Annotated in this window: 12 protein-coding genes and 1 pseudogene; 8 read left to right on the top strand and 5 right to left on the bottom strand. The window is 44.4% G+C overall.

All coding sequences use genetic code 11. The features are described from left to right. Positions 1 to 4: 4 nt before the first annotated feature. On the bottom strand, positions 5 to 943 hold the full coding sequence (locus ABWT76_RS22620) for an ADP-ribosylglycohydrolase family protein (protein WP_156331904.1): 939 nt from the start codon (positions 941 to 943) through the stop codon (positions 5 to 7). A 395-nt stretch (positions 944 to 1,338) separates the two neighbouring features. Here ABWT76_RS22620 and ABWT76_RS22615 point away from each other — a divergent pair, with 395 nt between their 5' ends. Next, complete coding sequence (locus ABWT76_RS22615) at positions 1,339 to 1,551, top strand: high light inducible protein (protein WP_054468162.1); 213 nt, start codon at positions 1,339 to 1,341, stop codon at positions 1,549 to 1,551. A 499-nt stretch (positions 1,552 to 2,050) separates the two neighbouring features. On the opposite strand, the gene ABWT76_RS22610 is transcribed toward ABWT76_RS22615, so the two are convergent. After that, positions 2,051 to 2,674: a hypothetical protein gene (locus ABWT76_RS22610; RefSeq protein WP_054468160.1), complete on the bottom strand. Its 624-nt coding sequence runs from the start codon at positions 2,672 to 2,674 to the stop codon at positions 2,051 to 2,053. Positions 2,675 to 3,069: 395 nt separating this feature from the next. Here ABWT76_RS22610 and ABWT76_RS22605 point away from each other — a divergent pair, with 395 nt between their 5' ends. Next, on the top strand, positions 3,070 to 3,648 hold the full coding sequence (locus tag ABWT76_RS22605) for a glyoxalase-like domain protein (protein WP_054468158.1): 579 nt from the start codon (positions 3,070 to 3,072) through the stop codon (positions 3,646 to 3,648). Positions 3,649 to 3,882: 234 nt separating this feature from the next. Here the strand turns inward: ABWT76_RS22605 and ABWT76_RS22600 are convergent, their stop codons facing one another. Beyond that, positions 3,883 to 6,024 carry a PhoX family phosphatase gene (locus tag ABWT76_RS22600; RefSeq protein ID WP_054468156.1) on the bottom strand — a complete coding sequence of 714 codons (2,142 nt, stop codon included), beginning with the start codon at positions 6,022 to 6,024 and terminating at the stop codon, positions 3,883 to 3,885. A 259-nt stretch (positions 6,025 to 6,283) separates the two neighbouring features. Here ABWT76_RS22600 and ABWT76_RS22595 point away from each other — a divergent pair, with 259 nt between their 5' ends. From ABWT76_RS22595 to ABWT76_RS22585, 3 genes are read left to right on the top strand one after another with little or no spacing between them, the layout of a single operon-like run. Beyond that, on the top strand, positions 6,284 to 7,279 hold the full coding sequence (locus ABWT76_RS22595; protein ID WP_054468154.1) for an SH3 domain-containing protein: 996 nt from the start codon (positions 6,284 to 6,286) through the stop codon (positions 7,277 to 7,279). Positions 7,280 to 7,320: 41 nt separating this feature from the next. Beyond that, entirely contained in the window at positions 7,321 to 7,605 is a 285-nt protein-coding gene (locus ABWT76_RS22590) for a CrcB family protein (RefSeq protein ID WP_054468152.1), read from the top strand. A gap of 30 nt (positions 7,606 to 7,635) precedes the next feature. Next, positions 7,636 to 8,562 carry a bestrophin family protein gene (locus tag ABWT76_RS22585; RefSeq protein ID WP_054468205.1) on the top strand — a complete coding sequence of 309 codons (927 nt, stop codon included), beginning with the start codon at positions 7,636 to 7,638 and terminating at the stop codon, positions 8,560 to 8,562. Positions 8,563 to 9,156: 594 nt separating this feature from the next. Here the strand turns inward: ABWT76_RS22585 and ABWT76_RS22580 are convergent. Further along, positions 9,157 to 10,461: a hypothetical protein gene (locus ABWT76_RS22580; RefSeq protein ID WP_354634983.1), complete on the bottom strand. Its 1,305-nt coding sequence runs from the start codon at positions 10,459 to 10,461 to the stop codon at positions 9,157 to 9,159. Positions 10,462 to 10,676: 215 nt separating this feature from the next. Between ABWT76_RS22580 and ABWT76_RS22575 the strand changes: the two genes are divergently transcribed. Together ABWT76_RS22575 and ABWT76_RS22570 are read left to right on the top strand one after the other, a co-directional pair. Beyond that, positions 10,677 to 11,309 (top strand): hypothetical protein, encoded by a 633-nt coding sequence (locus ABWT76_RS22575; RefSeq protein WP_354634982.1) that lies wholly within the window; start codon positions 10,677 to 10,679, stop codon positions 11,307 to 11,309. A gap of 177 nt (positions 11,310 to 11,486) precedes the next feature. Further along, entirely contained in the window at positions 11,487 to 11,840 is a 354-nt protein-coding gene (locus tag ABWT76_RS22570; RefSeq protein WP_072160849.1) for a hypothetical protein, read from the top strand. A 342-nt stretch (positions 11,841 to 12,182) separates the two neighbouring features. Here ABWT76_RS22570 and ABWT76_RS22565 read toward each other — a convergent pair whose 3' ends face one another. Beyond that, the gene (locus ABWT76_RS22565; RefSeq protein WP_354634981.1) at positions 12,183 to 12,578 is read right to left on the bottom strand and encodes a hypothetical protein; all 396 of its coding nucleotides are present in this window, start codon (positions 12,576 to 12,578) and stop codon (positions 12,183 to 12,185) included. 64 nt (positions 12,579 to 12,642) lie between these two features. Between ABWT76_RS22565 and ABWT76_RS22560 the strand changes: the two are divergent. After that, a pseudogene (locus ABWT76_RS22560) lies at positions 12,643 to 13,059 on the top strand (HNH endonuclease); the annotation flags it as partial. Between the last annotated feature and the right edge of the window lie 183 nt (positions 13,060 to 13,242).

Below are 13,242 nucleotides of genomic sequence, written 5' to 3'. Positions count from 1 at the left end.
ATCATCAGGACGAAAGAGAAACATCCAAACGATTCGCTAGTTTGATAATATCGTCTTTTCTGGCAATTTGATCTACCCATTCTTGGGGAATATTTTCAAACCCATAATAAATTCCCGCTAAACCCCCGGTGACGGCGGCAGTGGTGTCGGTATCTTGTCCTAAATTTACCGCTTTTAACACCGCGTCCGCATAGTTATCGGTATTGAGTAAACACCACAGAGATGCCTCTAAGGTATCAATCACATATCCACTAGAATGAATTTCATTGATGCTGAGGCGGTCAATGTCTCCATTAAATACCCGTTTAAAATGACTAAGTTCCTGAACATAGGGGGCGGATTGATAGAGGGGACTAATATTTTCTAGTCCTTGCAGATAGGCAGATTTTAAATCTTTTCCTTGTAATAAATTGATGGCAATACTCAGATAAATTCCACAGGCTATCAGCGATCGCGGATGAGCATGAGTAATCCCTGATACTTGATGGGTTCGGTCAATTAACTCGGTAAACGGTAGATTTTTATACAGAAATGCCATCGGCAAGATTCGCATCAGAGAACCATTGCCGTTGCTGCGATCGCTCCTTGCCCCCGACTCAGACGGTGGGGCGCCGTGTTGTAAATTCCAAATCGCTTGTAAGGTCGTATTGCCAATATCAAACACTTCCCAATGGGGTGTCCAATAACGCTCACGAAACCAGCGACAAAAAGAACGGGCGATCGCATTTAAATCAAAACCCTGACACAAAGAATCCGCCAAACAAAAAGTCAGAGAACTATCATCAGACCAAGTACCCGGTGGCTGATTGTATGTCCCCCAACCGATCATCGCTGTCACCGGATTTTTTAGGCGATCGCCACGGGAAGTAAACTCCACGGGCACCCCCAAAGCATCGCCCACACAAACACCCATCAACCCTGACAAAACCGGAGAACCCTGCATCATCTTCATTCACCTTCAATTTTTTTCATTATTGTATTTTGACTGGTTTATCGGTGTGGGGCTGCCATCGGGTGCAGGCCCTTCGACCCTTCCACAGGCTCAGGGCTCAGGGTAAGAGGTGCATGGGGGCATGGGGGCAGGGGTGCATGGGGGCAGGGGAGCCACTCCTGTGCGCCTCCGCTCCTGTGCGCCTCTGCGCCTCTGCGCCTCTGCCGACGGCGGGCGCCTCCACTCCTCCGCTCCCTTTTACCAAATAAAAAAAATTTTTTCCTCTCTGGGAGAGAGATTCAGGCGATTTAGCCCGAAACAATGTAAAAAAATGTTGCAAAACTTTACAAAGTTTGTTACATTACTTAACAACAGGCAAACACAAATCGAAAAGCAGGAAAAACAACATGGCACGTTCCGGTTTTGTCAACAGCGAAGAAAATAGATTGAACAACTTTGCAGTCGAACCCACAATGTATGTGGATGAAACTCCTCGCACTGGCTTTACTGAATATGCAGAAAAGCTCAACGGTCGTCTGGCAATGATTGGATTTATTTCTCTGATAGCTTTAGAAGCATTCACGGGTCAAGGAGTAATCGGATTTTTACACAGTCTCTAAACTCAGATATCTGTTCGGTTTAGAGGGAACCTTTCCCAGACTTGCTTAACAACTCCCAACACAGCATTAGATTTAAATTACCTTCCCAGTAATTTAGTCTCAAAAACATTTAAAATTTACCAACCTCTGTTTACCAAACCTCAAAAAATATTCCAAGATAGCTACCATTAAACTCCTAAAGATTAATGGAAATGGCAACGGCTGCTATAAATTTTAGCTACAACAAATTGACGGCTAACTAAATTGAATCTAGGCTCTCATCTTTATCACTAGCTATCAACCTAGCTAGTGTTTTTTTTTGGCAATTTTTGATTAACTTAGTAGGTTGGGTTGACGCACGAAACCCAAACTACTGATTCGCCGGTCACGACTACGCTTAATTCTTTCTGGCGAATCCAGGAGATTTTAGCTGATGGTATGCTTCATAAAAAAAATGAATATCTCAGCGCTTTTATAGGCTGATTTGTTGCCGTCGTGAGACTAGAATGGCTCGCAGAGATCAAGTTGCTGCGGCACAATAAAAACTGCGGATATCGGGGGGGAGCAAAGATTCAATTTGGCGATACCCTTCTTTCAATAACCCTGTGATATCCGCCGGGGAAATGGATTCACCTTCGGCTTGTAAGTAGGCGGCAATCCGAGTGGGACTCCAATGAAATGTTTGCTCCATAATTAAAGTGATGCGGAGCAATGCAGGCATTAAATCTAAAGCTTGTTGGATATAAATCCACAAGGGCGGAGGCGAGATTTGCAAAGAGTAGTGAATTGATTCTACTTGGGGCAGTGGGAAACTCTTAATACAAAGGGCGGTGGTGTTAATTAACCAACTTTGGAGGGTCATTTGCGCGTTTTCTCGATCTCTGCCTGATAAATCTAATCCTCTGAGTTCGTGAAAAATATGTCGCCAAGTTAAGGCAAATAAATAATCTGTTTGGACGGGAGATTTGACCTGATGTTGAATCAAACTATAGACAATGGAACCATACCGACAGTAAATGGCGGTGAAATATTTACCCTCTTCTGGATAACGCTGAAATAGGGTGAGTAATTCGCGATCGCTGTAATGAAACAGGGATTGAATCGTGGGGTGGTTGGTTTCTGGAAAATCAGGCAGTTGAACCATTGTAAGTGACTGAATGTAAGTGACTGTAAGTTACTGATGTAAGTTACTGAATATTTAATACGCAGATTTGATAAGCAAAGGGAGTCGATCGCGCCTGATACCGGACACCGGACACCGGATACCGGATACCGGATACCGGATACTAGATATCTGATGCTTGATATCTGACTGCCGATAGCTAATGATTCCGACAACAAGCAGAATGGCAGGTAATATGTCTATATATATTGATATCAGACTGTGGAAAGGCGATCGCCGCTCCATCCAACCTGGCTCAGGAGTCTGAGCGACTGGTTAAAATTAGGATAAGTGTGCGAATCCTTTTCTGAACTCTGACAAGCTACTGCCGTTCTGGGATTTATTTTAACTATAGTTTTTTAACTCAAGAAAAGTGCATGGTCTTAACCGTTAGTCTAATGTCTAGTTTAACCACCCTCTTCGCATCATTCCCCCTGGATAGTCTCTTATCCACTCAAGGGATCATGGTGATGCTGCTGGCTGCTTATGCAGTAGCCATGTGGATGTTCCTCACCAGTGCGCCCAAAGTTTACACCGTAATGGTGTCGGATTTGGAAATTGCCAAGCAGTTTTATGAAGGTTTGTTGGAACTGCCAGCGGCGGAAGTTCCCCTACACTATTACTATAACTACGAGCAAACCCTCGGTAGTGCCAGTATCGATCCGCTTTATATGTCCCCTGTAACTACGGCACCCACCCGGACGGAAATGAATGGAACTGAGGGACTCTGGTATCAGATTAAAAAAAATACCCAACTTCATGTCATATCGGGTGCGAGTTTAGGGAATAAAAACCGGCAACGTCATGTAGCCTTTGACCATGACTGTTTAGAACAACTTCTATTGCGGGTTCAAAGCTATGGAGTTAAGTATAAAATTCGCCGGGATAAGCCACTCAATTTCCTGGTAAAAGATATTGAAGGGCGAGTGATTGAAATGTCAGAGGCTTCTGGTTAAGGCAATGGGCAATGTCTAAGCTGGGCATTGCCCAAAATTTTAGGACAATCCATTGATTTCAAGCATGCTGGCGTATAGGAGATAGGGCAGCATTGCATTCGGGTAATAAATTGTTGATTTTATCCGATAGATTATTTGCCTGGATATGCTTTCGCCATGCCCGTAGGGCTATATGCTTCGCCCCTACGGGGATAAAAAAAGGGTATAAAAAAATCAAAAAAACCGGGCATAATTTTAGGTAATTGCCTGGGAATTTAAGCGGCGAATAGCCACGATCGCCGGTCGAGGTGGGTCATTTTCCTCTTTACCAGGCCAATTAGAACCAATGGGAACAATGCGTTTTTGGGTAAACTCTTGGCCATCGGTGGTTTTCATCACAAAATCACGAGTTTCACTGGCGCTGTTTTGGCGAATTCCATTCTGTTCTCCCGGATGTTGGACTGATAAAAATAAGGTTTTTTGATCCGGGGTAAAAAATATCCCGGTCATTTCACAATCCATTGGACCTATGCCAAATAAGTAAGCATTTCCGGCATTTTCTCCACTGGTGGGAATATGCCAAATTGAGTTATTGCCAAAGCAACCTTGACGTTTTTTGTCTTTGGGATTGTTATGTTTATCGGTGGAAATATCCGTGACCATCCAGACATTATTGGCTGGATCAATCATTACGTTATCAGGATTAGAAAAACCCGCGCCCCCATCGGCGGGTTCACCGCCCATTGCTAACATATCCCACTGAAAAGTCAGGGAACTGGGGTTATTTTCATCTTCTTTTAGGCTCATAATCCACCCATATTCCCAGGGTTCTCCATTGGGACCAGAAAATATTTGTAAATCCGGGCTACCATCTCCACCGGGAGAACCAGAAGTAAAGGCAATATAAATAGTGCCATCAGTTCCGGTTTCTGAGTCTTCGGGACGGGCAGTGCAGGTGGCTCCCGCAGCATTGGCGGCAAAGTGAGCATCAATTAAAATTGCCCCTTGTTTTTCTTGGGCATTGCCATTATATAAATCCCCAAGGGTTTTGTATTTTTGTTTAAAGGCGATCGCCTCTTGATCTTTTTTAATCTCAAAAATACCCCCCTCTGGACGTTTGGGCAATAACACCATTCCCCCGGCAACGGTGGAAGGCATCACGGGATTAACCGGAGTTTCTGGACTCAGGGGCAACCAACGGCCTTTTCCTCCCGGTTCAAATACTGCCGCGTACAACATTCCCTCATTCATTAATTGGGAATTTGCCTTATCTTTGGGCTGGGAAACAATGCCTTTGCTGACAAATTTGTAGAAGTGACCGCCCCGGCGATCGCACCCAGAATAGACCGCCAAAGGTTTACCCGCTACCGCCAAAAATGCCACCGCTTCGTGGCGATACCGTCCCAACCAAGTATGTTTCGTGCCATAATCATTGGGATTAGCCGGGTCAACTTCCACCATCCAGCCGTATTTATTCCCCGCTAAACCCAAAACATTTCCTTGTCCGTCAATATCTCCAGAAATCACAAACGGTCGTTCCCCTGGGGCAAAAGAAGAACCATCAGCATAGACTGGTTCTGGCACTTGATCTTGGAAATTTTCTTCAGCACTAAATACCGTTCCCCAAGGCGAAGTTCCTCCGGCGCAATTGGCAAAAGTGCCGACAATTTTTGCCCCTAAATTATCATCATATCCTTGTTTTTTTTGTTGGTTAAAAATCGCGACTGCGGGGCCAGTTGCTTTTAAATAATGACCTTTTAACCCAGCAATTCCAGAAATGCGCCGTTCCCCTGGGGATGGGACGCGCTGCCATTTCCCCTGGCTGTCTCGGCGGAGGAACATTACCCCCATTCCCTGGTCTTCTAAAGCTTCTAGAGAAATTTGCCGAATTTTTTCTTTCAGGGGATTGTTCTCTGGCAAACTATAGGCATCAATTTTACCTTTTTTGTCTTTTAGGGCTTTGATTACTTCCGCAAAAGGCAGGGATTTACCGATGAATTTCTCATAAGTCTGCATCCAAGTTTTGCCGCTGATATATTCAAAATTAGCGGTCAAATATCCTTCATTTTCACTGGTGGCAATAAAGGAAAGATAGTCATTGTTGTAACCGACACGAGAAGCTCCTAATTTATCCCCCCAGGCAGCAATTACCTCATAGCTGAAACCTTCTGGTAAGACTAAATCATCCATTACTTCATAGTTACTGAATGCTTGGGCTTGTTCGCTCACATTAATCTGATTCACATCTAAAGGCATTGGTCCAAAGATGGGCTGAAAGCTTAGACCAGTGGTTTTGCTGATAATATCTTGGGAGACGGGGGCATTGGGGCGACCAGTACAAGCCGCACCAATGCTCATACCGAGAAACATGAGGAAATGTCTACGTTTAATTTTCATTTGGCTTAATTGGGTAAGGAGTAAAGGCGATCGCCAATCATAGATTTCCTAAAATTTTAGGCAAAATAGGATTTAGGGTAGTTTAAGGTTTGGTTATTTTCTGATATTTTATCCAGGAGTGATGATTTCTGCCAACGGGAAACCGTCCACCATGATCCACCGTCAACGGTGGGGGCGAATGGCTGGAAACCCAACCTCATCGCTCAAATCCCACAGCAATTAAAATAATATTGCTTTACCAAAAAGAGGAGGAAATAATATGTCAAAAAAACACTTAAATCATTGGAGTCAATGGCTGATATTTTTCACTTTTATGGCTTCCTCTTTCGGGGGATTAAAAACTCCAGCAACTCCCCTTGAAGGTGCGCTTGAAGGTGATTTGATCGTCGCCCAAGCATCGGCAAATCTTTGCCGCAAAGTGAATAGCGAGAAAGGATTGGCGGTGCGATCTCGCCCGGATCCGAACTCTGAGCAAATCGGCGGATTAGAGAGCAATCAACAAGTAACTCTCGCGGAAGGTGCGAGAAAAATTCCCGGTCCCGATGGGCGACTTTGGGTAGAAATTGTGTCACCGATTAATGGATATGTTGCCGTGGGATATCCTAATAGTGAAGTGAATCTCATTGATTGTCAAGAAACATCTCAAGAAACATCGGTTAACCAACCCCAAAATTCTCCGGATCGGGAGGCGATGGTAAATCTTTGCCGTCAAGTTTCTGGTGAACTAGCCCCGGAAGGTTTGGCAATTCATGCAGAAGCATCGAAAGGTTCCACCTATCGTGGAGGTTTACCCCCTGGTGGACGGGTGATGCTGGTGCCGAATTATCAACTGATTGCGGATCAAAATGGAGAAAACCGAAATTGGGTGCAAATTGCTGCACCGATCGCGGGATTTGTAGCGGCAGCTAACCTGATTCCCTGTGACGATGTAGGGCAGATTCCGGAAAATCCCCAAATTTCTACCACAGAAACTCCGGCAGCAACAAATACCACGACCAATTCCACATCCACAGAAAAGAATCCCGAACTTTGTCGGCGGGTAGAAAAGCGAGTTGCCCCCAATGGTTTAGCAATTCGGGCGAATGCGTCGAGTTCGGCGGCTTATTTAGGGGGAGTAGAACCCGGTGGCGATGTTTATTTAGTGCCAAATTATCAGGAAATTCCTGACCCAAATGATGCCAACCGCAAATGGCTGCAAATTACCGCCCCAATTCCCGGATTTATTTCCGCCGGAAATCTGGTTATGTGTCGGTAAAAATTTTTGATTGATGGCAGAATCTCACCAGCTTATGCCAATTGCTCGTTAATATCACGGGTTGTATCCTGATTGCTTATTTCGAGAATAGGGCAGGGGAAAAAATTAAGAATTTTCCCCCTGAACTCCGATTACTCTTAACCACTGGGTTTTGTGGCGGTTATACCACTTTTTCTACCGTTGGGCTAGAAACTAGCACTTTTTTGGCTCAACCCAATTTACCCTTAGCGTTTAATTACTGGTATGGTAGTATGTTCCTAGGGATGCTGGGCATCTATCTCGGAGTGAGATTAGCTCGATTACCTATAAAATCATCCCCTGAATAATTGATTGTTGACAATTTTATGGAAAAAAAAATGTCCTTTAAGTCCAAAACTATCTGGCTAAGAAAAACTTTTAGCATGAAAGGTTCTGTGTTGCGGGGAGTTTGGAAACGGTCTCTATTATGTGGAGCATTTGGCCTGCTGATTTCTTTTCTTTACTTGAATCAATGGCCGGTTTCTCAACCGATTTTAGGCAGTGTAATTCCTAGTATTGTTTTAGGTTTATTGCTAGTTTTTAGAACTAATACCGCTTACGATCGCTTTTGGGAAGGCAGAAAACTTTGGGGCAGTACGGTGAATACGATCCGCAATTTAGCTTGGCAATTTTCGGTCAGCATTAAGGAAGTTGAACCGGGCGATCGCGATCGCAAAATTCAAGCCTTACGTTTATTACCAGCCTTGGCGATCGCGAAAAAACTCCATCTCCGTTATCAAGCTGCCAGTGATGAGTTAAAACCTTGGGTTTCCCCATCTCAATACCAAGTTTTGCAACATACTCAAAATATGCCCCTAAAAATTACTCACTGGTTAGGGGATTATTTACAGCAAGAATACAACCGAGGTCTTTTAACGGTAAACCAACTGGCTAGTATTCATACTCTGATGACTCGTTTAATGGATAATGTGGGCGGTTGCGAACGGATTTTGAGAACACCAATTCCCCCAGCTTACGTGATTCATCTGAATCAACTGATCCTCCTCTATTGTTTAATGTTGCCCTTTCAGGTGGTCAAAGAACTAGGTTTTTGGACAGGGATATTTGTTGCTATTGTCAGTTTTGCTTTGTTTGGTATTGAGGAAATTGGCGTAGAAATAGAAAATCCCTTTGGTTACGACCATAATGATTTACCCCTGGATAAAATTTGTCAGGGGATTGAGAATAATATTGAGGAATTTACTCACTCTAACTCCGCTGAAGATAGCAGTAACATCATAGAAGCTGATTCTAATTATTTCTAAAGTTATTATGACCTATTAACTAGATTCGTAGGGTGGGCAATGCCTACCCTACGTCTTGGTGATAAATTTAATGACGAGAAATCGACGATGTTATTTTATGTAGGGGCGCTACGTCCAAGCGCCCCCGCTGGCGCCCCCGCTGGCGCCCCCCGCTGGCGCCCCCCGAATTCTCGGGATCCGGTTCTGATCTGGGGGCGCTTGGACGTAAGGGCGCTTGGACGTAGCGCCCCTACAAATACACCAAGACCCAGGTTATGTGGGCTTCGGCCTACCAGACAATCACTATTTCATCCATCAAATAGTCAGCCCATCCGTTGCCCACCACTATTTCCGGCATAAATAAAATAGTCAGCCCATCCGTTGCCCACTCTTAGAGGTTTTACCACAGAGACACAGAGGGACATAGAGGAGTTAATGATATTATTTACAATCCGTTATCCCATCCGTTGCCCACTCTTAGAGGTTTTACCACAGAGACACAGAGGGACACAGAGGAGTTAATGATATTATTTGCATAATTTTGCATGATATTATTATTTACAATCCGTTATCCCATCCGTTGCCCACCGCTATATCTGTAGGCTGAAATCAGGACTAATTAGTCCGAGGAATTTGTAAACACCAAGATAAATCCGCTTTGCCAAAGTAAGCAGCCTGGGCTACATTATAATTTTCCCAAATTTTAATTAGTCCTTTGACTTGCGGACAAGGGGATGCTGCATAATTTTTAAATAAAATCCATAATTGCTTTTCTAGCTGAGGGCGGGCTTGAGGACAAATTAAGATAATTTTCATCAGTAAACTCATGGTGCGAATCGCCCCCAGATTAGAGATTAAATTCATAAAGATGACGTGCTTGTAAGGCGGGGTCATATCGACCACTAAAAATTGTAATGTAGCGGTACAAGTTCTGAGACTTAAAAAATCACTGATTGGGTCATCGGCTTTGGCCGGGAAAATGGTTTCTAGGTGTTTTTCTAACAGGGGACTAAATTGACGGATGCCGTAGCTGGAATTGAGGGTTTTGGTTAGATATTGATAAAAGAGTTTTTTGAAATCTCCATAAAAGTTAATATTAGACTGTTGATAATTGGAGAAGCTTTGGGCTAAGTCTCGATTACTCGGATGTCCGTCTACTTTGCCCAGATATTCTTGCAAGGCGCGATTGAGTTCTTTGTCCGTGAGAAAGGTGGGATTATTTTTACTAAAAATTCTCAGGGAATTTTTGGTGGTTTGATGCTCGTTAGCTTCTGGGAGCGATCGCCGCACTTGAGAAATCACATATTGGGATAAATTGGTATCAAATTCTTTTGTTTTTTTAGATTTGAGTCTTCGCAATGTTGCTGATAAAGAACCGCTGTCTTCACTGCTGACACTATAAGGATATAAATAAGGATAACGATAGAGTAATGACTGTAATGGCTGATTTTCGATCTGATTGACGGTAATTTCCTGGGGCTGCAAAAGTCCCAAGAAATGTTGCAGAGATTGGCATTGTTCGCTTTTACGGAATGCTTGCAACCTTTCATGTAAGCGTAAGGCGGTGCGCGATCGCCAGTAAGCGTCCGCATCAGGATTTGCCGGGCCGGTGAATAGACCCACTAGCTTGGGAATGAATTCTGCCGTTGCCGGTGTTTTTTCCCAGGCTTCAATTAAAATTTGACAACATTTATACAGACAGATATTAAACGCTTCTTGCTCGACTTTATAAGATAGCAAAGTATCTCGATCACTCTCGACTTGCTCATTGGGATAATTCGTGCCATTAATCCACAATGCTTGGATGAGAGCGATTAATTCTTCTGGAGATTTTTCGTCAACGATGGTCGTACAGTGATGATAAAGCCGCTGTTGTTCTGGAGGAGTTTTTGCTGGGTTGAGATCGAAAGAGTTTTTCATGGAGTTCTTTACAAGTCTTGTTATATATAGGTTGTAAGCTGTTTGTTTCCCCGTTACCGCCACCTTCATAGCCACTTGGGGTATTATCGGAGTCAGATCCATTGTTCCCTAATAAATAATATATGATTCCTAAAATCACCCCTAAGCCCAAAAAAACTGGGTCCATATTTATCAGGTTTCGACTGACTCAAGACGGTAAGCAGAAAAATTATGAGATGACCTTGCCACTTAAATGGGATGACCGACGGGACCGCCGTAAGGCTGAAAAAATTGCAGATATCATTAGACAAGATATTAAACATGATTTTCTAGGATTACAACCACCGGCATTCGATCCAACACTGCAAAAGTATCGCCCTGGGTTGAAAATTGCCGTGGCGCCAAAAATCCCATCATTGCTAGATGCTTGGGTTAAGTTTGTTGATTTCAAAACTCAGCAAGGGAAAGTTCAAGAAACAACCCTGACAGATGCTTATCCCCGCGTTGACAAAATGCTCACAAAAGTTGACCCAGAGTTACTGAGATTAAGTAATTCTAAAGAACTTTTGAGTTTCTTAACCAAGCACTACAAACCAAGCACCTTGGTTTTTTACTACACAAAGATATCCGCTTGCGCTAATTGGGCTGTAAAACAAGACATCTGGGAAAAAAATCCTTATAGCCGTGATTTAGCCATTTTAAAGAGTCAGTGTGAAAATCCTGAGAAATCTGGTAAAGCTTACTCTGACTCTGAAGCCATGACAATTCTCAAAGCGATCGCCACTGACCGCTTTACCTCACCCTATGCCTATATCAAGCATTCTTACTATGGTCAGTTTTTAAAATTTCTGTTTCTAACCGGGGCCTGACCGCAACTGGCGATCCCTCTGGAGTGGGAACAAATCGTCTGGGAACGGGACCGGCCTATCAAGATTTACTTTGACCGTGCCTATACAGATGGGATTCTCAAGCCTAGTAAAGGAGATCGCAACGGCAAAAATACACCACGGGTTTTTCCGGTTAACTCAGAACTGGCAGATTTAATCATGGCAATTCCCAGAAAAGAGACGATTCACCGTGAGCCAAGAATTTCCCGTCATCTAAAAACTATCAACCGGCCTCACTACCCCGATCTGGTTTTTCCGTCACCCCGTCGTTGGTATATCACCATTGACAATTTTACCAATCGGATATTTAAGCCGGTCGTTGAGTCACTGGTAGATGCCGGGGAAATCAGCGAGTATCTCCCAACATACCATTCCCGTCACACTACCCAGAATCGTTGGTTAGAGTCTGGGATGTCGGAAGAGGCGATCGCCGCGTTGCTGGACACATCCCCGGCAATGATTCGTAAGCATTACCGAGATGACCCATTAAGTCGGCTCTTGATGGAAAGGTGATGGATCGAGACGTAAATGGCGCTCGCGGGATATTCTTGCGGGCTTTGGTAGATACGCCCTGGATGAGTGAGCATCTTGCATTTGTTAATGAAAGTTAGCAAAAAGGTATCCGTTTTCGCCCCGCCAATTGCTCGAATCTCACCAGTCCAGCTAACCGTTTTGCTGGTGTACGCTTCACAGACATCCACCACCAGAGACCCGCGCTCTGTTGCTTTATGTTTCAGGAATTGCTCGAAACGGTAATGCCCAAATGAAAGCATATTCCGCACAGTCTTTGAGCGGATTTTTCTTGTGGCCTTGCGGCTCATATTTGAAGTCTCAAACGTTGGCAGGAGAATTACATCAAAGTTGTCTACCAGAAATCTGGCGGCAATGCGGATGCAATTCATCTACCAGGTTGCGAATCCTGACCCTGATCCTGTCAGCGGCTTTTTTCATCCGCCGCCGTTGCGGGGCGCTTACGCAGCTAAATCGAGAAATCAGATCGTCGAGGTGATGACATAGACGTTGAATCCTGGAGAAATCTGACTCTCCTATCTTCCCGACTTTCTGTTCAGAAAAGAAGGTTAGGAATGTTCTAACTCCAGGGTCTAAGGCTACCACCCGCCCTTGGTTGTCGGGCTGATGGGTGGTAGGCCCGGATGAGGGGACGCACAGATAATACTGCCCGCGGACAAGAACTAACCGACAGTCCCCAAAGTTTTCCGGCAACTCTTCTGCATAGTCAAGTTGACCCAAAATTTTGTGGTATATGCCCCGAGGCTTAACGGCAGATTTTGGGATATAGCATGACTGGTAAGGTAGACACGGCAAATGGACGTTTGCAACAAAAGACGGACTGACGCTATGGAAACACGCGGATGTCGAAATCAAACGACATACCCTAGTCAAGCCTGACAAATCACCATTCGACGGAAACTGGTTTTACTGGAGTACCAGGCGAGGACAAGACATCGAAGCCCCTACGAGAGTGGCAAAATTGCTGTTTCAGCAAAAGGGTAAATGCCCATATTGCGGACAATACTTCACAAGCAGCGACCTGCTAGAAGTAGACCATATCATTCCTAGAAGCCAAGGCGGAAAGGATGAATACAAAAACCTGCAATTGCTTCATGCTCATTGTCACGACTTAAAGTCAAGATATGGCGGAAGCGCCCAAGGGCGGAGGAAGAATTACCACTCTGGTAGTCGTACCCATGTAAGGGGTCAACGTGGGTAGGAGCCTAGCCTAGTGCCATGAAAGTGGCACGCTGGGTTCTGAATGGGAGGTGGGGAGAGCGATTTCCCCATCTACCCCTAATGGGATAAAGTAAGGAAGTGAATCACCTGGACTAATCACGGATTGTGCTGGTTCGGTCATATTCGGTCATATTGGTGCCACCTCTGCTTTAACCCCCTAACC

The sequence above is a fragment of the Planktothricoides raciborskii GIHE-MW2 genome (genome assembly GCF_040564635.1).
In the GTDB taxonomy this organism is placed as follows: Bacteria; Cyanobacteriota; Cyanobacteriia; order Cyanobacteriales; family Laspinemataceae; genus Planktothricoides; species Planktothricoides raciborskii.
This window is presented reverse-complemented; position numbering and strand designations above follow the sequence as displayed.

Excerpts from the sequence above, each read along its gene's own strand:
- ABWT76_RS22610 (WP_054468160.1), bottom strand. The coding sequence starts at position 2,674 with ATGGTTCAACTGCCTGATTTTCCAGAAACCAACCACCCCACGATTCAA.
- ABWT76_RS22595 (WP_054468154.1), top strand. The coding sequence starts at position 6,284 with ATGTCAAAAAAACACTTAAATCATTGGAGTCAATGGCTGATATTTTTC.
- ABWT76_RS22575 (WP_354634982.1), top strand. The coding sequence starts at position 10,677 with ATGACCTTGCCACTTAAATGGGATGACCGACGGGACCGCCGTAAGGCT.
- ABWT76_RS22580 (WP_354634983.1), bottom strand. The coding sequence starts at position 10,461 with ATGAAAAACTCTTTCGATCTCAACCCAGCAAAAACTCCTCCAGAACAA.
- ABWT76_RS22600 (WP_054468156.1), bottom strand. The coding sequence starts at position 6,024 with ATGAAAATTAAACGTAGACATTTCCTCATGTTTCTCGGTATGAGCATT.
- ABWT76_RS22615 (WP_054468162.1), top strand. The coding sequence starts at position 1,339 with ATGGCACGTTCCGGTTTTGTCAACAGCGAAGAAAATAGATTGAACAAC.
- ABWT76_RS22605 (WP_054468158.1), top strand. The coding sequence starts at position 3,070 with ATGGTCTTAACCGTTAGTCTAATGTCTAGTTTAACCACCCTCTTCGCA.
- ABWT76_RS22585 (WP_054468205.1), top strand. The coding sequence starts at position 7,636 with ATGTCCTTTAAGTCCAAAACTATCTGGCTAAGAAAAACTTTTAGCATG.
- ABWT76_RS22570 (WP_072160849.1), top strand. The coding sequence starts at position 11,487 with ATGGCAATTCCCAGAAAAGAGACGATTCACCGTGAGCCAAGAATTTCC.
- ABWT76_RS22620 (WP_156331904.1), bottom strand. The coding sequence starts at position 943 with ATGCAGGGTTCTCCGGTTTTGTCAGGGTTGATGGGTGTTTGTGTGGGC.